The 19,570-nt window shown below is 63.6% G+C and carries 19 protein-coding genes; 8 read left to right on the top strand and 11 right to left on the bottom strand.

Annotated elements, in window-relative coordinates; genetic code table 11:
* Window positions 1-23: 23 nt before the first annotated feature.
* Both ACK56M_RS08940 and ACK56M_RS08945 read right to left on the bottom strand, forming a co-directional pair.
* A complete protein-coding gene (locus ACK56M_RS08940; protein ID WP_013971727.1) occupies window positions 24-746 on the bottom strand; it encodes a glycerophosphodiester phosphodiesterase in 723 nt (240 codons plus the stop codon).
* Between the two features lie 31 nt (window positions 747-777).
* Window positions 778-1,362, bottom strand: coding sequence for a PilZ domain-containing protein (locus tag ACK56M_RS08945; RefSeq protein WP_013971728.1), 585 nt, complete (start codon window positions 1,360-1,362; stop codon window positions 778-780).
* Window positions 1,363-1,455: 93 nt separating this feature from the next.
* On the opposite strand from ACK56M_RS08945, the gene ACK56M_RS08950 reads away from it, so the two are divergent.
* The 3 genes from ACK56M_RS08950 to ACK56M_RS08960 all read left to right on the top strand — a co-directional run bounded on the left by ACK56M_RS08950 (window position 1,456) and on the right by ACK56M_RS08960 (window position 4,700).
* On the top strand, window positions 1,456-2,706 hold the full coding sequence (locus tag ACK56M_RS08950) for a lipoprotein-releasing ABC transporter permease subunit (protein ID WP_015269543.1): 1,251 nt from the start codon (window positions 1,456-1,458) through the stop codon (window positions 2,704-2,706).
* Between the two features lie 7 nt (window positions 2,707-2,713).
* The gene (lolD, locus tag ACK56M_RS08955; RefSeq protein ID WP_169774647.1) at window positions 2,714-3,397 is read left to right on the top strand and encodes a lipoprotein-releasing ABC transporter ATP-binding protein LolD; all 684 of its coding nucleotides are present in this window, start codon (window positions 2,714-2,716) and stop codon (window positions 3,395-3,397) included.
* 61 nt (window positions 3,398-3,458) lie between these two features.
* A complete protein-coding gene (locus ACK56M_RS08960; RefSeq protein ID WP_015269544.1) occupies window positions 3,459-4,700 on the top strand; it encodes a lipoprotein-releasing ABC transporter permease subunit in 1,242 nt (413 codons plus the stop codon).
* 218 nt (window positions 4,701-4,918) lie between these two features.
* Here the strand turns inward: ACK56M_RS08960 and ACK56M_RS08965 are convergent, their stop codons facing one another.
* Window positions 4,919-6,271, bottom strand: coding sequence for a heavy metal sensor histidine kinase (locus tag ACK56M_RS08965; RefSeq protein ID WP_043935476.1), 1,353 nt, complete (start codon window positions 6,269-6,271; stop codon window positions 4,919-4,921).
* Window positions 6,268-6,948, bottom strand: coding sequence for a two-component system response regulator CinR (gene cinR, locus ACK56M_RS08970; protein WP_015269546.1), 681 nt, complete (start codon window positions 6,946-6,948; stop codon window positions 6,268-6,270). The genes ACK56M_RS08965 and cinR overlap by 4 nt, the downstream gene beginning before the upstream one ends.
* 264 nt (window positions 6,949-7,212) lie before the next feature.
* On the opposite strand from cinR, the gene queF reads away from it, so the two are divergent.
* Window positions 7,213-8,043: an NADPH-dependent 7-cyano-7-deazaguanine reductase QueF gene (gene queF, locus ACK56M_RS08975; protein ID WP_015269547.1), complete on the top strand. Its 831-nt coding sequence runs from the start codon at window positions 7,213-7,215 to the stop codon at window positions 8,041-8,043.
* A gap of 146 nt (window positions 8,044-8,189) precedes the next feature.
* Here the strand turns inward: queF and ACK56M_RS08980 are convergent, their stop codons facing one another.
* Together ACK56M_RS08980 and ACK56M_RS08985 are read right to left on the bottom strand one after the other, a co-directional pair.
* Window positions 8,190-8,453, bottom strand: coding sequence for a DUF4404 family protein (locus ACK56M_RS08980; RefSeq protein WP_015269548.1), 264 nt, complete (start codon window positions 8,451-8,453; stop codon window positions 8,190-8,192).
* A gap of 122 nt (window positions 8,454-8,575) precedes the next feature.
* Complete coding sequence (locus ACK56M_RS08985; RefSeq protein WP_085721134.1) at window positions 8,576-9,139, bottom strand: phosphonoacetaldehyde phosphonohydrolase-related protein; 564 nt, start codon at window positions 9,137-9,139, stop codon at window positions 8,576-8,578.
* A gap of 200 nt (window positions 9,140-9,339) precedes the next feature.
* Between ACK56M_RS08985 and ACK56M_RS08990 the strand changes: the two genes are divergently transcribed.
* On the top strand, window positions 9,340-10,047 hold the full coding sequence (locus ACK56M_RS08990; protein ID WP_015269550.1) for a VacJ family lipoprotein: 708 nt from the start codon (window positions 9,340-9,342) through the stop codon (window positions 10,045-10,047).
* Between the two features lie 167 nt (window positions 10,048-10,214).
* Here ACK56M_RS08990 and ACK56M_RS08995 read toward each other — a convergent pair whose 3' ends face one another.
* The gene (locus tag ACK56M_RS08995; RefSeq protein ID WP_013971739.1) at window positions 10,215-10,514 is read right to left on the bottom strand and encodes a PilZ domain-containing protein; all 300 of its coding nucleotides are present in this window, start codon (window positions 10,512-10,514) and stop codon (window positions 10,215-10,217) included.
* A 281-nt stretch (window positions 10,515-10,795) separates the two neighbouring features.
* Here ACK56M_RS08995 and rssB point away from each other — a divergent pair, with 281 nt between their 5' ends.
* Window positions 10,796-11,980, top strand: a complete 1,185-nt coding sequence (gene rssB, locus ACK56M_RS09000; protein ID WP_015269551.1) for a two-component system response regulator RssB — start codon at window positions 10,796-10,798, stop codon at window positions 11,978-11,980.
* The gene (gene rssC, locus ACK56M_RS09005; RefSeq protein WP_013971741.1) at window positions 11,977-12,459 is read left to right on the top strand and encodes an anti-sigma factor antagonist RssC; all 483 of its coding nucleotides are present in this window, start codon (window positions 11,977-11,979) and stop codon (window positions 12,457-12,459) included. Before rssB ends, rssC begins: the two co-directional genes overlap by 4 nt.
* A 272-nt stretch (window positions 12,460-12,731) precedes the next feature.
* On the opposite strand, the gene ACK56M_RS09010 is transcribed toward rssC, so the two are convergent.
* From ACK56M_RS09010 to ACK56M_RS09025, 4 genes are all read right to left on the bottom strand, one after another.
* A complete protein-coding gene (locus tag ACK56M_RS09010; RefSeq protein WP_100413497.1) occupies window positions 12,732-14,576 on the bottom strand; it encodes an alkaline phosphatase D family protein in 1,845 nt (614 codons plus the stop codon).
* A gap of 219 nt (window positions 14,577-14,795) precedes the next feature.
* Window positions 14,796-15,722: a transaldolase gene (gene tal / locus ACK56M_RS09015; RefSeq protein WP_411959368.1), complete on the bottom strand. Its 927-nt coding sequence runs from the start codon at window positions 15,720-15,722 to the stop codon at window positions 14,796-14,798.
* Between the two features lie 295 nt (window positions 15,723-16,017).
* Complete coding sequence (gene dusA, locus ACK56M_RS09020) at window positions 16,018-17,028, bottom strand: tRNA dihydrouridine(20/20a) synthase DusA (protein WP_411959369.1); 1,011 nt, start codon at window positions 17,026-17,028, stop codon at window positions 16,018-16,020.
* A 202-nt stretch (window positions 17,029-17,230) separates the two neighbouring features.
* The gene (locus ACK56M_RS09025) at window positions 17,231-18,100 is read right to left on the bottom strand and encodes an AraC family transcriptional regulator (protein WP_015269611.1); all 870 of its coding nucleotides are present in this window, start codon (window positions 18,098-18,100) and stop codon (window positions 17,231-17,233) included.
* Window positions 18,101-18,505: 405 nt separating this feature from the next.
* Between ACK56M_RS09025 and ACK56M_RS09030 the strand changes: the two genes are divergently transcribed.
* On the top strand, window positions 18,506-19,543 hold the full coding sequence (locus ACK56M_RS09030; protein ID WP_191471860.1) for a sterol desaturase family protein: 1,038 nt from the start codon (window positions 18,506-18,508) through the stop codon (window positions 19,541-19,543).
* Window positions 19,544-19,570 lie beyond the last annotated feature (27 nt).

Genomic DNA, 19,570 nt, shown 5'->3' on the forward strand with positions numbered 1-19,570 from the left:
TGAGCCGGTCGGAGAGACCGATTTCAACCCTGCCCGAGGGTGGTCCTGGCCAAACCGGGAAAGTCTGTAATCAGGCTGTCCACACCGAAGTCAGCGAGCCGGCGCATCAGTGCCGGTTCGTTGACCGTCCACACCGACACGTGCAAACCCTGGGCCTGGGCTTTCAGCAGGCGCTCGGGGGTGCACAGCGTCCAGTTCAATGCCAGCAGGTTGCAGCCGTAGTTCTGTGCCACCTTCAATGGGTCGAGCCAGGCGTATTCGGCTACCAGCCCGCGTTTGACGTCCGGCACCAGCTCCAGGGCGGCACCCAGCACTTCGCGTGAGCTGGAGGTAATGGTCACCTTGTCCAGCAGGCCGTACTGCTGGGCCAGTTCGCGGATCGCCAGCACGGTGGTCGCGGCGCGGGTACGCGAGGCGCTTTTCACTTCCAGCTGCCAATGCTCGAACGGGCACTTCTGGAACAGTTCTTCCAGCCTCGGAATCGGGCAGGGCTGGACATGGCCCGGGCCGCCTTTGCGGGCATCTATCTTGACCAGGTCTGCGGCCGGGTGCTCGACCACCTTGCCGCGTTTGCCGGTGGTGCGCTTGAGGGTCGGGTCGTGGATCACCATCAGCTCGTTGTCGGCCGACAGGTGCAGGTCCAGCTCGCAGCGGGTCACGCCATGGGCGAGGCATTGCTGGAAGCTCTTCAGGGTATTCTCGGGCGCTTCGCCCTTGGCGCCGCGGTGGCCGTAGATCAGGGTCACGTTCGTTCCTTCAAATCAGAGAAAAATGGGCTCAGGAGGCGGGGTCGTTCTGTTCCAGCTGCTGGCGCCGTTGCTGCTGCTGGCGTTGCAGGATGTAGCGGGCCAGCAATTGCCGTTGGGCGTCGGTCATGTCGGTGAATTCGGTGCCGACCTCGAAGCCGCCCTCCGGGCGCGGGTCGCAATGGGTGACCTTGCCGCGCAGCAGCAGGCCGTGGGCGCGCGGCATCAGCACCATCTTCACCTTCACCCGGGTGCCGGGGGCAACCGCTGTGGCTTGTGCGAACTCGATGCCGCCCTCGGAAATGACCACCGGCTGGGGCTGGCCAACTTCGCCGAGCAGGGTCTGGGCAACTACTGCGCTAAGCAGGTCGAGGCGTTTGTTCTGTGCGCGCAGGAAAGCGGCGAGGGTGCGGTCCTTCTCGCTCAGCTGGCGCAGCAGGTGCTGCGACTCGAAGTCGGACAGGTGCAGCTCGCTGAGCAGGTTGAACAGAGGCGAATCATCTTGCAACACATCTGGGTCAAGGGCTTCGGCCGCGCTGAGGGGGCTGATTTGAAGTGCGATCCGATCTTCGATGCGGTAGTATTCGCGGCGATCTTCTTCGTCTAATGTCGTCATGGCGAACCCAAGGTAGCGGCGGTGGTCCGAGTGTAAAGCCGCCGTAGGCGCCTCGCCACAAGGACGTTCCCTTTCATCCGAACAAGCCCCGACATGTTCAGACCTCTTTTCGCATTCATCGGCACGCGTTATACCCGTGCCAAACGTCGCAATCACTTCGTCTCGTTCATTTCCCTGACCTCGATGATCGGCCTCGCCCTGGGTGTGGTTGTGATGATCGTGGTGCTCTCGGTCATGAACGGTTTCGACCACGAGATGCGTACCCGCGTGTTGGGCATGATCCCCCATGCCACGCTGGAGAGCGGCCAGCCCATTGCCGACTGGCCGGCCCTTGCCCAACAAGTAAAGCAGAATCCGCAGGTGGTGGCGGTTGCGCCCTTCACCCAGATGCAGGGCCTGCTGACCCACGAAGGCAAGGTGCAGAAGGTGCTGCTCAACGGCATCGACCCGGCCCGCGAGCGCGAAGTGTCGATCATCGACAAGTTCGTCCTGCAAGGCCGCCTGGACCAGCTGGCGCCGGGCGAGTGGGGCATCATGATCGGCGACAAGGCCGCGGCCAAGCTGGGCGTGGGCATCGGCGACAAGCTCACCTTCGTCGCCCCCGAGGTCAGCGTGACCCCGGCCGGCATGTTCCCGCGCATGAAGCGCTTCACCGTGGTCGGTACCTTCCACGTGGGCGCGGGCGAAATCGACGGCTACCTGGGCCTGACCAACATCAGCGACCTGTCCCGGCTGCACCGCTGGAAGCCTGACCAGGTCCAGGGCCTGCGCCTGAAGTTCGACGACCTGTTCCAGGCGCCGCGGGTGGCCTGGGACATCGCCCAGCGCCTGGGGGACCAGGAGTTCTACAGCCGTGACTGGACCCGCACCCACGGCAACCTGTACCAGGCGATCCGCATGGAAAAGGCCATGATCGGCCTGCTGTTGCTGCTGATCGTGGCGGTGGCGGCGTTCAACATCATTTCCACCCTGGTGATGGTGGTCAACGACAAGCGTGGCGACATCGCCATTCTGCGTACCTTGGGCGCCACGCCTGGGCAGATCATGCTCATCTTCATGGTCCAGGGCACGGTGATCGGGGTGATCGGTACCCTGATCGGCGCCGTGGTCGGGATCGTCGCCGCGCTGAACGTGAGCGCGGTGATCGCCGGCATCGAGAAACTGATCGGGCACAAGTTCCTCAACGCCGACGTGTACTTCATCGATTACCTGCCGTCGCAGATCCAGGCCCAGGACGTATACATGGTCTGTGGTGCGGCGCTGGTCCTGAGTTTCTTCGCCACCCTGTACCCGGCCTGGCGTGCGGCCCGCACCCAGCCTGCAGAGGCGCTACGTTATGAGTGAGTCGCGCATGAGTGATAAAGCCGTTCTGAGTTGCCGCAACCTGGGCAAGTCCTACGACGAGGGCCCGGAGTCGGTGCAGGTGCTGTCCGGGCTCAACCTCGAGCTGCACGCCGGTGAGCGGGTAGCCATCGTAGGTAGCTCCGGCTCGGGCAAGAGTACCTTGCTCAACCTGTTGGGCGGCCTCGACCGGCCGACCCAGGGCAGCGTCTGGCTGGCCGGCGAGGAGCTGTCGGCACTGGGCGAGCGTGCCCGTGGCCTGTTGCGCAACCGCGAGCTGGGCTTTGTCTACCAGTTCCACCACTTGCTGCCGGAATTCACTGCCATCGAAAACGTGTGCATGCCGTTGCTGATCGGCCGCACGCCGATCCCCGAGGCCCGTGAGCGTGCCGAGGCGCTGCTCAAGCGTGTTGGCCTGGCCCACCGCTTCAACCACAAGCCGGCCGAGTTGTCCGGTGGTGAGCGCCAGCGGGTAGCGATTGCCCGCGCACTGGTCAACCGCCCCGGCCTGGTAATGCTCGACGAGCCGACCGGCAACCTCGACCACCACACCGCCCAGGGCATCCAGGAGTTGATGCAGGAACTGTCCAGCGCGTCGCGCACGGCGTTCCTGGTGGTCACCCACGACCTCAACCTGGCGCGCCAGATGGACCGTGTATTGAAGCTCGACGACGGCCACCTGGTGGCGATCTGATCGACTGCACGGGGTGGCCGGTGCCGCCCCGTTTTCCTGTTTTCATTGGGTGTTTCCGTACATGTTCAGACCCTTGCCCATCTTCATCGGCGCGCGCTACACCCGAGCCAAGCGCCGCAACCACTTCATCTCGTTCATCTCGATGACCTCGATGATCGGCCTGTCGCTGGGCGTGCTGGCGATGATCGTGGTGCTGTCGGTGATGAACGGTTTCCAGCGCGAAATGAGTTCGCGCATCCTCGGCCTGGTGCCGCATGCCGCCATCCTCGGCGTGCAGCCACTGGACGACTGGCACAAGGTGGCCGACGCGGCCATGCGCGACCCGGCGGTGATGGCGGCAGCGCCGATTACCGAAATGGAAGGCATGCTGTCGTACAAGGGCGCGATGCAGCCGATCCAGGTCGGCGGTATCGACCCGGCCGAAGAGGGCAAGGTCTCGATCGTCGGCCAGCATATCGTCCAGGGCCGCCTGCAGGACCTGCAGCCGGGAGAGTTCGGCGTGGTCATCGGTGAGCTGACTGCGCGGCGCTTCCGTTTGAATACCGGCGACAAACTGACCCTGATCGTGCCGGAAATCAGCAAGGAGCCGGGCGGTATCACCCCGCGCATGCAGCGCCTGACCGTGGTCGGTATCTTCAAGGTCGGCGCCGAGCTGGACGGCTCGCAGGCTTACATTCACGTCGACGATGCCGGCGCCATGCAGCGCTGGGCGCCGGGCCAGGTGCAGGGCGTGCGCCTGAAACTGCACGACCTGTATGCCGCGCCGCAGGTGTCCAAGGCCATCGCTGCCGGGCTGGGCGATGCCTACCGTGCCGATGACTGGTCGCATACCCAGGGCAGCCTGTTCAGTGCCATGAAGATGGAAAAGACCATGATCGGCCTGCTGTTGCTGATGATCATCGCGGTCGCGGCGTTCAACATCATCGCCACCCTGGTGATGGTGGTGAACGACAAGGGGCCGGACATCGCCATCCTGCGCACCCTGGGCGCCACGCCGGCGCAGATCATGGGCACGTTCATGGTCCAGGGCAGCCTGATCGGTATTGTCGGGACGCTGATCGGTGGCGTGCTTGGGGTGGTTGCGGCGTTCAACGTCAGCCAGATCGTCGGTTGGCTGGAGCGGGTGAGCGGGCAGCACATCTTTACTTCGGATGTGTACTTCGTCAGCAGCTTGCCGTCGCAGTTGCAGTGGGGCGATGTGGCGATCATCTGCACTGCCGGGTTGGTGATGAGCTTCCTGGCGACCATTTACCCGGCTTATCGGGCATCGCAGGTGCAGCCGGCGATTGGCCTGGCAGTTTGAGTGACTGTTGAGGGCCTCATCGCCGGCAAGCCAGCTCCCACCCCGACCGCATCGGCCTCAAGCCCTGCGCAGTCCCTGTAGGAGCCTGGCTTGCCAGCGATGAGGCCAGTACAGGCAGTACAAGACGGTCGCCCCCACAGGATTGCATCAAGCTCAAGACCTGCGCTGTACCTGTGGGAGCTGGCTTGCCGGCGATGGGCTGCAAAGCAGCCCCGATGTCACTGGTCTTCAGTGAAATCGATCACGAATCGCGTCCACCCGTCCGCACACTCCGCCCTGATGCGCCCACCATGGGCCTGCACGATCGACCGGGTAATCGCCAACCCCAACCCGGCATGCTCGCTACTGCCTTCCCGCCGCGCCGGGTCCACCCGGTAGAAGCGGTCGAACAACCGTGGTAACACTGCCGGCTCGATAGCCGCCCCGGTATTGGCCACGCCAACCCTCGGCCCTGGCCCCAATGTCACCTTTATCTGCCCACCCGACGGGGTAAAGCGCAAGGCATTGTCCAGCAAGTTGGACAGCGCCCGGCGCAGCATATGCCGGTCGCCCTGCAGCAGCGCCTCACCCTCGCGCAGCATCTGCACGCCGCTGTCCTCTGCCAGCGGCGCGTAGTACTCCAGCAGCGCATCCACCTCCTCATGCAGCACCAGCGGTGCTTGCCCCGGCACCAGCAGGCCATGGTCGGCCTTGGCCAGGAACAGCATGTCGTTGATCATCTGCGCCATCCATTGCAGTTCCTCGAGGTTGCCGTGCAGGGCTTCGCGGTACTCTTCGAGGCTGCGCGGGCGGGTGAGGGTGACCTGGGTGTGGGTCAGCAGGTTGGACAGCGGCGTGCGCAGCTCGTGGGCGATGTCGGCAGAGAATGCCGACAGGCGCTGGAAGGCATCGTCCAGGCGCTGCAGCATGGCGTTCATGGCCGTCGCCAGCTCGGCCAGCTCTTCGGGCATCTGTGCCACCGGCAGGCGGGTGGTGAGCGAGCGCGCCGACACGCTGGCAGCCACCTGGCCCATCTGCCGCAATGGGCGCAACCCGCGGCGTGCAGCCCAGGCACCGAGCAGCGCCGTGGCCAGCGCCGACAGGCCCACCGTCAGCCAGATCAGCCGTTGCATGCCCTGCAGGAAGTGCTGGTGATGGGTGATGTCGAGGTACAGGGTCAGTTGTGGCGACTGCGGGGCGCCTTGCGCCAGGTGCACGGCCAGGCTGCGGTAGTCGGTGCCTTGCGCATGCAGGGTTGCCAGCCCGTCGGGCAGCGGTGTCCGGGGCAGGCCTGTGCGGCTTTCGAACCAGGTGGCGCCGTCGCTGCCGTTGATGCGCAGGGCCAGGTCGGCCTGGTGGCCCAGTTCATCGCGCAAGGCGGGCAGGCGCGCCTGCAGCTCGGCCGGGGTGGAGATGCCGGCCAGCTGGGTGCGGAACAGCGACAGGCGCGAGTCCAGCAGCTGCTGGTCCAGTTCCACGAAGTGCTGCTCGCTGGCCCGGCTGAATATCAGGCCCGCGCCGAGCGAGACAGCGGCGGTGCAGGCGGCGAACAGCAGGGCCAGGCGGCTGCCGAGGGAGACCTGGCGCATCACTCCGCGCGCTCTTCGAGTACATAGCCCATGCCGCGTACGGTATGGATCAGCTTGTTGGGGTGCGGGTCGTCGATCTTCAGGCGCAGGCGGCGGATCGCCACTTCGATCACATTGGTATCGCTGTCGAAATTCATGTCCCACACCTGCGAGGCGATCAGCGATTTGGGCAGCACCTCGCCCTGGCGGCGCAGCAGCAGTTCAAGCAGGGCGAACTCCTTGGCGGTCAGGTCGATGCGCTGGCCGGCGCGCTCGGCGCGGCGGCGGATCAGGTCCAGGCGCAGGTCGGCCAGCCCCAGGGTGGTGTCCTGGCTGGGGCTGGTGCCCCGGCGCAGCAGGCTGCGCACCCGCGCCAGCAGTTCGGAGAAGGCAAACGGCTTGACCAGGTAATCATCGGCGCCCAGCTCCAGGCCGTGCACCCGGTCCTCCACGGCATCGCGGGCGGTGAGAAACAGCACCGGGGTGTCCAGGCCGGCCTGGCGCACGGCCTGGAGGATCTGCCAGCCGTCACGGCCGGGCAGCATCACGTCGAGAATCAGCAGGTCGTGGTCACCGGTCAGGGCGAGGAACTGGCCGGTCTCGCCGTCGGTGGCCAGTTCGGTGGCGAAGCCGGCCTCGTTCAGGCCCTGGCTCAGGTACTGGCCGGTCCGGGCCTGGTCTTCGACGATCAGCAGTTTCATTGGGTGAATTGACTCCAGCAAACGGCACAAAACCCTGTGGGAGCGGGTTTACCCGCGAAGAATTCAACACGGTGCATGGCACCGGCTTTGCCGGTGTTCGCGGGTGAACCCGCTCCTACAGGGACCGGGTGATGCTGAGATGATACGTGACGATGCACCCGCTCGCCCCAAACTGACGAAGATGTAATACCGCTGACTTGCGCTCCAAGGTGGGGTGCAAAACCGGTAGACTAGGGGCAATTTCGAACCTTCAGGTCAGTTTCCATGCATCCCGCTGCCGAACATTCCCCGCTGGGCAAATCCAGCGAATACATTGCCACCTATTCCCCGGAGCTGCTGTTCCCGATCCCGCGTACCGCCAAGTGGGCCGAGCTGGGCGTTACCGCCCAGACCTTGCCGTGGCAGGGTGTGGATTACTGGAACTGCTTCGAGCTGAGCTGGCTGCTGCCTTCGGGCAAGCCGGTGGTGGCGATCGGCGAGTTCGCTATCCCCGCCGATTCGCCGAACATCATCGAGTCCAAGTCGTTCAAGCTGTATCTGAACTCGTTGAACCAGACGGTGTTCGCCTCGCTTGGCGAGCTGCAGGCGTGCCTGGAGAAAGACCTGTCCGCCGCCGCCGGCAAGCCGGTGGGCGTGAAAGTGCGCACCCTGGCCGAGGTCGAGGCCCAAGGCGTGGTGGCGTTGCCGGGGCAGTGCATCGATGCGCTGGACGTTGCCATCAGCAACTACGAACAGCCACAGCCAGAGCTGCTGCACTGCAACCCGGAGCGGCAGGTGGAAGAAACCCTGCACAGTCACCTGCTGAAGTCCAACTGCCCGGTCACCGGCCAGCCGGACTGGGGCAGCGTGGTGGTCGAGTACAAGGGCAGGGCGCTGGACCATGCCAGCCTGCTGACCTACCTGATCAGCTTCCGCCAGCATGCCGACTTCCACGAGCAGTGTGTGGAGCGGATCTACCTGGACTTGAAGAACCTGCTGCAGCCGGAGCATTTGACGGTGTATGCGCGCTATGTGCGCCGGGGTGGGCTGGATATCAACCCTTACCGCAGCACGAGGGCGATCAGCCCGGACAACAAGCGCCTGGTTCGGCAGTAAGGTTCGCAAGTACGCCGGGGGGCGCTTCGCGCCCCTATCGCGACACAAGGCCGCTCCTACAGGTACAGCGCAAGATTTGGGGCTTGCGCTGTACCTGTAGGAGCGGCCTTGTGTCGCGATAGGGCCGCAAAGCGGCCCCAGTATTTCTAGATCCCCATGCTGTGCAGCGAGTTGGCAATGCTGCGCAGGGTAGCGGTGAGGTCGGGGTGGTCGGCCTCGAAGCGTTCGATCGCCAGGTTCACGCCGTCCACCAGGTTATGGTCTGGCGTGGCTTCCTCAAGCTTCAGTTGCGCCTCGATCTGGCGCGCTTCTTCGTGCAGCGCGGCCAGTTCCTCGTCCGAAAGCGGCACGTTGCGGTCCAGTTGCTCGCGCAAGCTGTTCAGGCGCTCTTGCAATTCGCGGGCAGGCATTGGCAGTTCTCCATCAATGGCTTGGCAAGCCATGGACCTCAGCGAAGCGGCAAAGGTTCTGGCCTGTCTTCAGCGTAATCCACCTGCCGATGCTTTGCATGATCCGCGTCAATGGTGCTGTATCAGGGTTTTTCGCCCTTGCGCCGGCGTTGGGCGATGTCCTGCAGGCAGGTGTCCAGCGCTTCCAGGTGGTCGATGACCGAGTGCACGCCCAGGCTGAACAGTTCCAGCGTCGCCTTGCCACGGGCCAGGTCCTGCTCCTGCGGGGTCAAGGCTTGCCATTGCCGCGAGCTGCGGTCGCAGAACGGGCTGCAGGCAGCCAGCCCCACCGTCCACAGCCCCGCGTTCAGACCAGATTGCAGCAGGCGTGGGTCGCCGCTGACCAGCACGCAGCCGTCCAGGCGTTCGCTGTCCAGCGTCATCAGGGCCTGCCAGCAGGCGTTCGGCGCCGGCCAGCGCACGCCGTTCACCGAATGCCCCGGCAGCCAGGCGGGCAGTACGTGCGCCAGGCGCTTGCTTTGGGGGGCGTCGAGGTCGTCCAGCCAGATGCACGGCACCTGGCGCTGGCGCAGGCTGGCGAGGGTGGCTAGCGCGCCGGGGGCGGGCGAGGGGGTACCGTTGGCGGCTTGCACCAGGCAGCCGCGCAAGCCGAATAGCACAGCGGTGAAGGCGGGTGCATTGTCCATGGCAACTTCCCTCAAATAGTCCGCAGGCTATTCGGCGATTGTTACCGCCCTGTGACAACCGGCACCGCGCAACAGTTGTTCACAAAATATTGAGCAGAGATGTGTAAAGCTGTTTATCAGCCCGCAAGCCTCTATACTGCCGCCGTACAGCAGCGCACCCGTTTGCGCTTGCGGCCGAGAAATTCGATGGAGAAACACCTATGCGTAGGATCGGTGCCAGTGTGATCGAACGAGTCACCCAGGCCTGTGTCTGCGCCAGCATGCTGCTGGCGCCCGTGGCAGCCACTCAGGCAGCCACCGAGGAAGATCCCTGGGAAGCGGTCAACCGCCCGATCTTCCGTTTCAACGATACCCTCGACACCTATGCCCTCAAGCCATTGGCCAAGGGCTACCAGGCGGTCACCCCGCAGTTCCTCGAGGATGGCATCCACAACATCTTCCGCAACCTGGGCGACGTGACCAACCTGGCCAACGACCTGCTGCAGTTCAAGCCCCATGCGGCGGGCGTGGACACTGCGCGGCTGATCGTCAACACCACCTTCGGCCTGGGCGGCTTCTTCGACGTGGGTACCAAGATGGGCCTGCAGCGCAACGACGAGGACTTCGGCCAGACCCTCGGCTACTGGGGCGTGCCGAGCGGCCCGTACGTGGTCATCCCGCTGCTGGGCCCGAGCACCGTGCGTGACGGCGTGGCCAAGTACCCGGATACCTACACCAAACCCTACCGCTACATCGACCATGTGCCGACGCGCAATTCGATCTTTGCCCTGGACATCATCGACACCCGCGCCGACCTGCTGTCGGCAGAGAAGCTGATCCAGGGTGACAAGTACATCTTCATTCGCAACGCCTACCTGCAGAACCGCGAGTTCAAGGTCAAGGATGGCGAGGTCGAAGACGACTTCTGATCCTGCACGTGCTTGGTCCTGTGCAGTCCCCGTGTAGGAGCGGCCTTGTGTCGCGATAGGGCCGCAAAGCGGCCCCGGCAACTCATGCGGCGAAGCTGAATCCGGGGGCTGCCGCGCAGCCCATCGCGACACAAGGCCGCTCCTACAGGGGGGGGCCAGCAGGGCCATCAATGCATCGCCACAATCCGCAACCCGAACTTCTGCTGCCCGCCCGGCTGGTCGGCAATCCACACCACTTCCGTGCTGGCGTGCAGCCCTTTCAGCGCCGGATGCTCGGACTCGATCCGTACCTCGATATGGTCCCCCACCTGGAAGCGCTGCGGTGCCTGCACCTGCATGCCGCCGCTGGACAGGTCAAGGCACACTGCCGCGATCACCTGGCCTTCGTGCAGAAGGCTGACCTCGGTGTCAATGCGCATGCGGATGAAATCGCGTTTCTCGCCATGGCTGGAGGGCGTGTGGGGCATGCTGCATCCTTCCCGTCGGGTTGCGCTGGTCGACTTTCTTATAACTCTCGGTGATTTGCCCTGTAAAGTGCGCCGGGGTCGACCCTTGCATGCTTGAAACGCCTGCCGGATGGGAGTACCGTCTGCGCCTTACAAGGTAGCTCTCGCAGTTGCCAGACAGTTGCCGGGCAGGTGTTCTTGTCCTACAACTCAAGTAGAGTGTGACCATAAAGAATTCCCGTAGCTGGCCGTCTGCCTTGCCGACACCGCTGCACCAACCTAAATCGGCGCCGTTCGCCCACATGCAGAAAACCAGTGCAACGCTGCTGATCATCGATGACGACGACGTGGTCCGTGCAAGCCTCGCCGCCTATCTTGAAGACAGTGGCTTCAGCGTCCTCCAGGCCGGCAATGGCCAGCAGGGGCTTCAGGTCTTCGAAGAACACCAGCCCGACCTCGTGATCTGCGATCTGCGCATGCCGCAGATGGGCGGCCTCGAACTGATCCGCCAGGTCAGCGAGCGCGCCCCGCAGTTGCCGGTGATCGTGGTGTCCGGTGCCGGCGTCATGAGTGATGCGGTGGAAGCGTTGCGCCTGGGCGCTGCCGACTACCTGATCAAGCCGCTGGAAGACCTGGCCGTGCTCGAGCATTCGGTGCGCCGCGCCCTCGACCGCTCGCGTCTGGTGCTGGAAAACCAGCGCTACCGCGACAAGCTCGAAGCCGCCAACCGCGAACTGGAGGCCAGCCTGCACCTGCTGCAGGAGGACCAGACCGCCGGTCGCCAGGTGCAGATGAACATGCTGCCGGAAAGCCCTTGGGTGGCCGGCGAGTTCGCCTTCGAGCACCAAATCATCCCGTCGCTGTACCTGTCGGGTGATTTTGCCGATTACTTCCGGGTGGACGAACGGCGCATCGCTTTCTATCTCGCCGATGTCTCCGGGCATGGCGCGTCCTCAGCGTTCGTCACCGTGCTGCTGAAGTTCATGACCACACGGCTGTTGTTCGAATTCAAGCGCGGCAGCAAAATGCGCGAGTTCAAACCCTCGCAGGTGCTCAGCCACATCAACCGCGGGCTGATCAACTGCAAGCTGGGCAAGCACGTGACCATGGTTGGCGGGGTGATCGATGAAGACACCGGCCTGCTGACCTACGCCGTTGGCGGCCATCTGCCGCTGCCGGTGCTGCACACCCCCGAGCACACCCGCTACCTGGAAGGCCGCGGCCTGCCGGTAGGGCTGTTCGACGAGGCTACCTACCAGGACCTGGTAGTGGAGCTGCCGCCGCAGTTCAGCCTCAGCCTGATGTCCGATGGCATTCTGGACCTTTTGCCGGGTGATACGCTCAAAGATAAAGAAACCGCCCTGCCGGAAATCGTCAGGGCAGCAGGTGGCAGCCTGGATGGGCTGCGTCAACGATTCGGATTGGCTACGCTTGGGGAGATGCCGGATGATATCGCCCTATTGGTGTTGAGCAGGAACCTTCAATGAGTACCGGTAGAATCCAGTTCGCCGAGCAGAGCGGTACCTTCGTCCTGAAATTCGTCGGTGAAGTGCGCCTGACCCTGTGTTCGGCGCTGGATGCGACGATCGAGAAGATTTTCACCGCATTGAACTTCTCGGCGATTGTCATCGACCTGACCGAAACCGAGAGCATCGACAGTACCACCCTGGGCCTGCTGGCCAAGTTGTCGATCCTGTCGCGCCAGAAGGTGGGCCTGTTGCCGACCGTGGTCACCACCAACCCGGACATTTCCCGGTTGTTGCAGTCGATGGGCTTCGATCAGGTGTTCAACATCGTCGATCGGCCGATCCCGTGTCCGGAATGCCTGACCGACCTGCCGTCCCAGGACCAGAACGAAGACGTGGTGCGCTCCAAGGTGCTGGAGGCGCACAAGATCCTCATGGGCCTGAACGACTCCAACCGTGAAGCCTTCCATGACCTGGTCAATGCGCTGGAGCGGACCTGATCTTCAGCCTGTACCGGCCTCTTCGCGGGTAAACCCGCTCCCACAGGTTATGCACCAGTCTTGAGTCATGCACTCACCTGTAGGAGCAGCCTTGTGCTGCGAAGAGGCCAGCACTGCCACAGAATATCTTTTGTCATACCTGCCTCTTCGCAGCACAAGGCTGCTCCTACAGGTACTGCGTTGCATTCGAAACCTGTGTTGCCCCTGTGGGAGCTGTTTTACCCGCGAAGAGGCCGGCAAGGCCAACACAAGCATTACCTGCCTGATCACCCTCACCGCGCAAACTCGGTAGCCTCACCCCCACCCGCATCCAGCTGATACACCCGCGCCGGCCGCCCCTGTTCATCGAAGAACACCTGCCCCAACCCCGCACCATTCCACAACCGCTCGCCAGCCTTGCTATGGCTGGGCGTACGCGGCACCACCTCCATTTCCCGCCGCTTGGTAAACCAGTTGAGCGGCGAGCGTGGCGCATACAGCCAGCGGTTGAGCCGGTCGAGCACATCCAGCAGGCGCCGCGGGAATTCGTTCTTGATCCCGCTGCTGGTCACCTGCCACAAGTGCGGGCTGCGCTGGCGGTGGCGGATCAGCACTTCATAGACGAACGAGTAATGCACATCGCCGGACAGCACCACGTAGTGCCCCGGCGTGCGCGAGTGGCGGAAGATGTTGAGGATGACCTGCGCTGCGCCGCGGTGGGCCATCCAGTTCTCGGCATCCACCAGCAGCGGGTAGCCCAGCCAGCTGAACAGCTTCTGCACCGTCTCGATCAGCTTCACGCCAAAAATCGGCGCAGGTGACACGATGATCGCCGACGGGTGGTCCAGCAGTGCTTGCTGCAACTCGCTCAGCGCCTCCCAGTCGAGCAGGCCGGACGGCTTGGCCAGGCTGCTTTCGCTGCGCCAGCGGCGGGTGCGGGTGTCCAGCACCAGCAAGGGTGGGTTGGTGGGCAGGCTGAACTGCCAGCCCTGGAAGCGCAGCAGTGCGCCGATCAGCTCATCCTGGGTCTGGCTGTTCAACGCCTGGCATTGCCCGAGCAGTGGCTTGCAACCCTGCGGGTCGTTACCCCAGGCCTGGCACAGCAGGTAGCCGAGCAGGGCATTGCCGATGATCCGCCGCGAGAAGGGGTGGCCGTAGGCGGTTTCTTCCCATAGCGCCGATAGGTTCCAGTCGTCGGTGATGTCGTGGTCGTCGAAGATCATCAGGCACGGCAGGTGGGCCATCACCCGCGCTACCTGGCCGAGGTTGTCGGCAAACGCCTGGATCAGCGGCAGCTCCTGCCGGTAACGTGCCTGGCGCGGTGCGGTGAGCCCGTCGGGCATGTCCAGGTTCACCAGCTGCCAGGGCACCGGTGACCACACCAGCAGGTACATGGCCATGACCTCGGCGAAGGTCACCAGGTGGTTGTCGGCGTTGCTGGACGAGAATATCGGCTTGCGCTTGCCGCCGAAAAAGCGCTCGCGCAGGGTTTCGTTGCGTTCCTGCGCTGGCAGCAGGTCGGCGCGGTGGTAATAGCAGGCCGGGTGCTGGTACAGCGCCTGGCTGTCGGGCACCACAGCGCCCTCAAGTTGCTCATCGAACAGGCCCAGCCGCGCAATCAGGCTGTGGATGGCGCGCAGCATCGGGCCGGCAACGTCGTCGGCATAGACCTGGTCGCCGGTCATCAGCAGCACGGCGGGGCGGTCCGCGGGTTTTTCGCAGGCCAGCAGCAGGCGGTCGGCGCATAGCAGGCCATCGGCGGCCGGGAAATGCGGCTTGCGGCAGGAACCGTGCAGCAGGTGGTCGAGCCGATCACGCAGTACCAGGCTTGGGCGCCGGGCGCCGGGGTAAAGCAGGTGCGGCGCCCAGCCTGCGATGCCCTGGCCGTTGATGAGCAGGTCATAGTCGAGCAGCTGGTTGCAGGGCAGCGGCTGGGCGAAGTGGATGTCCAGCAGGTGGATGAAGGCGTGCTGGCCCACCGCGACCACCTGGCAATCGACCTGGGCCTCGCCTGCCGGGAAGATGAATTCGGGTTGCAGCGGTTGCGTGGCGACCAGCCAGATGGCCAGGCGCTGAGGTTCCAGGCGGCGCAGTACCGGGCCGGCGAGTACGAGGGGCAATGGGGTAGAGGAGGTCATCGACAGCTCTGAGGGCTAACCGGCCCTATCGCCGGCAAGCCAGCTCCCACAGGTACAGCGCTGATCTCGAAGGCTGTGCAGTAACTGTGGGAGCTGGCTTGCCGGCGATAGGGCCATTGAATTCAACAAACTGCTAAAGCCCGGCACTTGATGGGGCCAGACGAAAAACGGGCGGAAAATGCTGAACACTTCCCGCCCGTCAGGCAATCCCGAAATATATCAGGCCTTTTCAGCCATCAACTTCTCCAGCTTCTCCTGGTCCCGCGCGAACTGGCGAATGCCTTCGGCCAGTTTCTCGGTACCCATGGCATCTTCGTTCATCGCCCAGCGGAACTGGCTTTCGTTCAGCTGCTGCTTGGGCTCGCCGGCATTGCCCGGCTTAAGCACCTGTGGCAGGTCGCCCTGGTCATCGCTGAGCTGCTGCAGCAGTTCCGGGCTGATGGTCAGGCGGTCGCAGCCGGCCAGCTGTTCGATCTGGCCGATATTGCGGAAGCTGGCGCCCATGACCACAGTGCCGTAGCCGTTGGCCTTGTAGTAGTTGTAGATGCGAGTGACTGACTGCACGCCCGGGTCTTCGGCGCCCACGTATTCCTGGCCGGTGCTCTTCTTGTACCAGTCGTAGATACGGCCCACGAACGGCGAAATCAGGAACACCCCGGCATCGGCGCAGACCTGGGCCTGGGCGAAGGAGAACAGCAGGGTGAGGTTGGTCTGGATACCTTCCTTCTCCAGCTTCTCGGCGGCGCGGATGCCTTCCCAGGTGGAGGCCAGCTTGATCAGCACACGGCCGCGGCCAACGCCGGCGGCTTCGTACAGCTCGATCAGCTTGCGCGCCTTGGCCAGCAGGGCGGGTTCATCGAACGACAGGCGGGCATCCACCTCGGTGGAGATACGCCCCGGGATGACCTTGAGGATGCCCGAACCCACGGCCACCGCGAACTTGTCGCAGGCCAGGTCGACATTACCCTTGGCATCGGCCTTCACCTGCTTGAGCAGCTCGGCGTAACCCGGGATGGCCGCAGCCTTGAGCAGCAGCGACGGGTTGGTGGTGGCATCGACCGGTTTCAGGCGGGTGATGGCGTCCAGGTCCCCGGTGTCGGCGACCACGGTGGTGAACTGCTTGAGTTGTTCCAGCTTGGAGGTCATGGGCGTGCTCTGTCCTGTGCAATGACTCGACATTACCCGAGCCCCGGCGGCCACTCAAGGGCTCGCGAAGCGCGGTGCGAAAGGTGAGGATTCGAGTCGCAAGCGGCCCCTAGGTTCCGCATGCACACGTCTGAAGCTGTCGCGCCCCCTTGTAGGAGCGGCCTTGTGTCGCGAAAGGGCTGCAAAGCAGCCCCAGGGCTTCAGCGCTGGTGCCCAAATTGCCAGGGCTGCTTTGCAGCCCTTTCGCGACACAAGGCCGCTCCTACACCCGACCGCGTCAGATGCTCGGGCCGGGTTACCGCCCCTGCAACAGCTCCACCGCCTGGTCGAACACCGCCAAAGGCTCCGCCGCCTTGTGGATATCCGCCGACAGCAACTGGCGGAAGCGCCGCGCCCCCTTGAACCCTTGGGCCAGCCCCAGGATATGCCGGGTAACGTGGTGCATCGCGCCACCACTTTCCATGTGCTCGACGATATAAGGCCGCAACTGCGCCAGCGCCTCGCTGCGGCTGACCACCGCCGCCTCGCTGCCGAACAGCTGCTGGTCCACCTCGGCCAGCAGGTAAGGGTTGTGGTACGCCTCACGCCCCAGCATCACCCCATCGAAGGTTTCAAGGTGTGCCTGGCACTCGGCCAGGGTCTTTATCCCGCCGTTGAGCACGATCTCCAGGTCCGGGAAGTCCGCCTTCAACTGCGCCGCCACGTCATAGCGCAGCGGCGGAATCTCACGGTTCTCCTTCGGCGACAGCCCTTCCAGGATCGCGATGCGCGCATGCACGGTAAAGCTCCGGCAGCCTGCCTCGCGCACCTGGCCGACGAAGTCGCACAGCTCGGCGTAGCTGTCGCGGCCATTGATACCGATGCGGTGCTTGACCGTCACCGGGGTAGACACCGCATCGCGCATGGCTTTCACGCAATCGGCCACAAGTGCCGGGTGGGCCATCAGGCAAGCGCCGATCATGTTGTTCTGCACCCGGTCACTCGGGCAGCCGACGTTGAGGTTGACCTCGTCGTAGCCGGCCTCCTCGGCCAGGCGGGCACAGGCGGCCAGGTCGGCCGGCACGCTGCCGCCCAGTTGCAGGGCCAGCGGGTGCTCGGAGACGTCGTGGCGCAGGAAACGGTGGGCGTCGTTGTGCAGCAGGGCACCGGTGGTGACCATTTCGGTGTACAGCAGGGTGTTTTTGGAAAGCAGGCGCAGGAAGAACCGGCAGTGGCGGTCTGTCCAGTCCATCATGGGTGCAACGCTGAAGCGACGGGAAGGCTCAGGGCACGTGGTTGCTGGGTTAGAGCCTGGGTTTGTGGTCATATCGTTCAACGTGTCTTGTACCAAATTCAGCAGTTTCGAAGGTGTTTGTAGCAATCCGGTTGCGCGCCCTGGCAAAAGTCGACGGCAAGTGCTCGGTGATAGCCAGGGCAGGCAGCTAGTTTACCAAGAGAGCCGGGCATCCGTCTGGACTCGATCTATGCGCGGCCCAGCAGCCTTCTCCCCAGATTAGCCACCAGCCAACTTACTTGAGCGGCACGTAGATATCCGTTTGCCATTGCTCCAGCGGCGTTTCCGGATACACGCTCAAGTAGTGAAAGAACAACGGATGATCCCGCAGTTCCTCGTCGCTCGAAGGCAGCCAGTCCCGATAAAGCGGATAGATGGTTTCGCCAATGTAGTCAGGCGAGCCGGTATGCCGGATCACAGCGCAGCGGCCCGCCGGGATGATGCGTTCGTGTACGCCGAAATCGTTGGGCTGCACGGCTTCGCATATCTCGCCACACACGGCGAAGCGAAAGGCGTGCGCCGGGGTGGTGTCGGGGTTGTCGTAGGGGATGCCGAAGGTTCGGCTGCTGGCCACCGATGACTGGCGGCTCTGAATGCGCCATTGGCGAAAACGCGCAACGCTTTCACTGACCAGGCCGGGCGCCCCTTGGTGTTCGAGCGCGGCCACATGGGTTTCGGCGAAATCCACGATGCGGATCTGCATGGTGATACTCCTTGAAAGATGAGGAACAACGAAAACCGCACTCCAGGCCTGCCAGTTCGGGGCCTTGGCGAATACGCTCGGTGCCACGCCAAAAGCACGCTTGAAGGCCCTGGAAAAGGCTTCGGGGCTTTCGAAGCCGGCGCCGAAAGCTGCTTCCAGCACGGAGATGGCAGGCGAGGCAACCAGTTGGTGCGCCGCGCGTCGAAGCCTCATCAGTTGCACATACCGTGAAACCGAAACGCCCATGTATGCCGTGAACTGCCGATGGAAATGAAATGCCGAGAAGTGCGCGACGCGGCTCAGGGCATTTACCGACAGGTCACCTTCGAGGTGGCTGTCGATGTAGGCAAGCACGGCTTCGAACCGTTTCGCGTAAGTCGCTTTGTGCTGTGAATCAGTCAACGAACGGAATCTCCGGGAGGTGCGGTGAGCGCTAGCATCCGTTGTTCAGTCATGCAGGCGCCTAGCCGGGATTGCTGTATCGGGGATTGTCTTGACCGTGCCGTGGATGGCACCGGTGCTTTCGGTGTTCGCAGGGGAGGGCAGCAGGGTGAGTGCGGTCGCTGGCGCTTCCGTGCAAGGGGAAGCGCCAGCGTAACCGGCCCGGCATGATCGGTCGACTGGGCGAAGCGGGTCGTTCACGCTGATCAATGAACTCCGAGCATCGCCAGCGCACTTCGCCGCCACTTTCACTGCGGCAGTGCCTGCAGGCGGGAGCTGGTGAGGCAGCACCAGGCCATGCATAAAACCACTGGAGTAAATTAATCTGATTTACAATTGCGTCCCTTTTGCCGAGGCTGACGTTTCGTGGATGCCCTGTCGCTTGTCTTTGAGCACCTGACCGAGTGGGTAATTACGCCCGTTACCGACCAGTTTCTCGGCATTTTCAATATGAACGGCCGTTTCGGGGCCTTGTTCCTTTGCATCTCCTATGGCGCAGCCTACGGTCTGTTCCGTTTCAGGAAGCGGCGCGGCCTGAGCGACGCCCAGTCGTTCTGGCTATTCATCGGCGGCGCCCGGGTACATCTGCATCCCTCGGCGCTGCTGGACTACCGCTACTACTTCGTGCGGGCCATCCTCAAGGTTGCACTGGTGCTGCCCGTCGTCCAACTGGTCGACCCCTACATCCTGCGCTCCGGCGATTACCTGGCCTTTTTCAGCAACCTCTGGGGCGCGCGCCCGCGCCTGGGCGAAAACCTCGCACTGTCTTTGCTCTACGGGTTGGGGGTGTTCCTGCTCAAGGACTTCATCCATTACTGGGCGCACCGGGCCTTTCACTCCCGCTGGCTCTGGGCCTTTCACAAGGTCCACCATTCGGCGCCCGTGCTGGTACCGGCGACGGCGAGCCGGGTGCATTTCGTGGAAAAGATCGTCGAGAAACTGAGCACCGGCATTGGCATCGGCTTCTACGCCGGATGCTTCTGGTACCTTTGCGGCGGTGAAGTCAGCCGCTACACCCTGTTCGGCGTGACCTACCTGGTGTTCATCTTCAACAGCCTGGCGGCCAACCTGCGGCATAGCCATGTCTGGCTGTCGTTCGGCCCGCAGCTGGAACATGTGTTGAACAGCCCGGCCCAGCACCAGATCCATCACAGTGATGCCCCGCGCCATTTCAACCGGAACTTCGGCACCAACCTGTCCCTCTGGGACTGGATGTTCGGCACGCTCTATGTCACTACATCAACGCCCGAAAACATCCGCTTCGGCACCGGTGAGCAGGACCACCAGCGTTACCTGACGGTCTATAGCCTGATCGTCACGCCCTTTGTCGAAACCGGCCGTAAGGTCCTGATGAAATGCCAGCGCATGGCTGTGCTCGGCGCGTCTGGCAGGGCCGGCCGTTAGCTGATCCCGCGTTTGTTGCGAACCAGC

The organism is Pseudomonas sp. s4 (assembly GCF_046764235.1).
In the GTDB taxonomy this organism is placed as follows: domain Bacteria; phylum Pseudomonadota; class Gammaproteobacteria; order Pseudomonadales; family Pseudomonadaceae; genus Aquipseudomonas; species Aquipseudomonas asiatica.

What these genes read in the sequence shown, in the direction of transcription:
- ACK56M_RS08990 (WP_015269550.1), top strand. Translation starts at nt 9,340, where the DNA reads ATGCGTAGGATCGGTGCCAGTGTGATCGAACGAGTCACCCAGGCCTGT.
- ACK56M_RS08995 (WP_013971739.1), bottom strand. Translation starts at nt 10,514, where the DNA reads ATGCCCCACACGCCCTCCAGCCATGGCGAGAAACGCGATTTCATCCGC.
- tal (WP_411959368.1), bottom strand. Translation starts at nt 15,722, where the DNA reads ATGACCTCCAAGCTGGAACAACTCAAGCAGTTCACCACCGTGGTCGCC.
- lolD (WP_169774647.1), top strand. Translation starts at nt 2,714, where the DNA reads ATGAGTGATAAAGCCGTTCTGAGTTGCCGCAACCTGGGCAAGTCCTAC.
- cinR (WP_015269546.1), bottom strand. Translation starts at nt 6,948, where the DNA reads ATGAAACTGCTGATCGTCGAAGACCAGGCCCGGACCGGCCAGTACCTG.
- ACK56M_RS08980 (WP_015269548.1), bottom strand. Translation starts at nt 8,453, where the DNA reads ATGCCTGCCCGCGAATTGCAAGAGCGCCTGAACAGCTTGCGCGAGCAA.
- ACK56M_RS08945 (WP_013971728.1), bottom strand. Translation starts at nt 1,362, where the DNA reads ATGACGACATTAGACGAAGAAGATCGCCGCGAATACTACCGCATCGAA.
- ACK56M_RS09010 (WP_100413497.1), bottom strand. Translation starts at nt 14,576, where the DNA reads ATGACCTCCTCTACCCCATTGCCCCTCGTACTCGCCGGCCCGGTACTG.
- rssC (WP_013971741.1), top strand. Translation starts at nt 11,977, where the DNA reads ATGAGTACCGGTAGAATCCAGTTCGCCGAGCAGAGCGGTACCTTCGTC.
- rssB (WP_015269551.1), top strand. Translation starts at nt 10,796, where the DNA reads ATGCAGAAAACCAGTGCAACGCTGCTGATCATCGATGACGACGACGTG.
- ACK56M_RS08960 (WP_015269544.1), top strand. Translation starts at nt 3,459, where the DNA reads ATGTTCAGACCCTTGCCCATCTTCATCGGCGCGCGCTACACCCGAGCC.
- ACK56M_RS08985 (WP_085721134.1), bottom strand. Translation starts at nt 9,139, where the DNA reads ATGGACAATGCACCCGCCTTCACCGCTGTGCTATTCGGCTTGCGCGGC.
- dusA (WP_411959369.1), bottom strand. Translation starts at nt 17,028, where the DNA reads ATGACCACAAACCCAGGCTCTAACCCAGCAACCACGTGCCCTGAGCCT.
- queF (WP_015269547.1), top strand. Translation starts at nt 7,213, where the DNA reads ATGCATCCCGCTGCCGAACATTCCCCGCTGGGCAAATCCAGCGAATAC.
- ACK56M_RS08950 (WP_015269543.1), top strand. Translation starts at nt 1,456, where the DNA reads ATGTTCAGACCTCTTTTCGCATTCATCGGCACGCGTTATACCCGTGCC.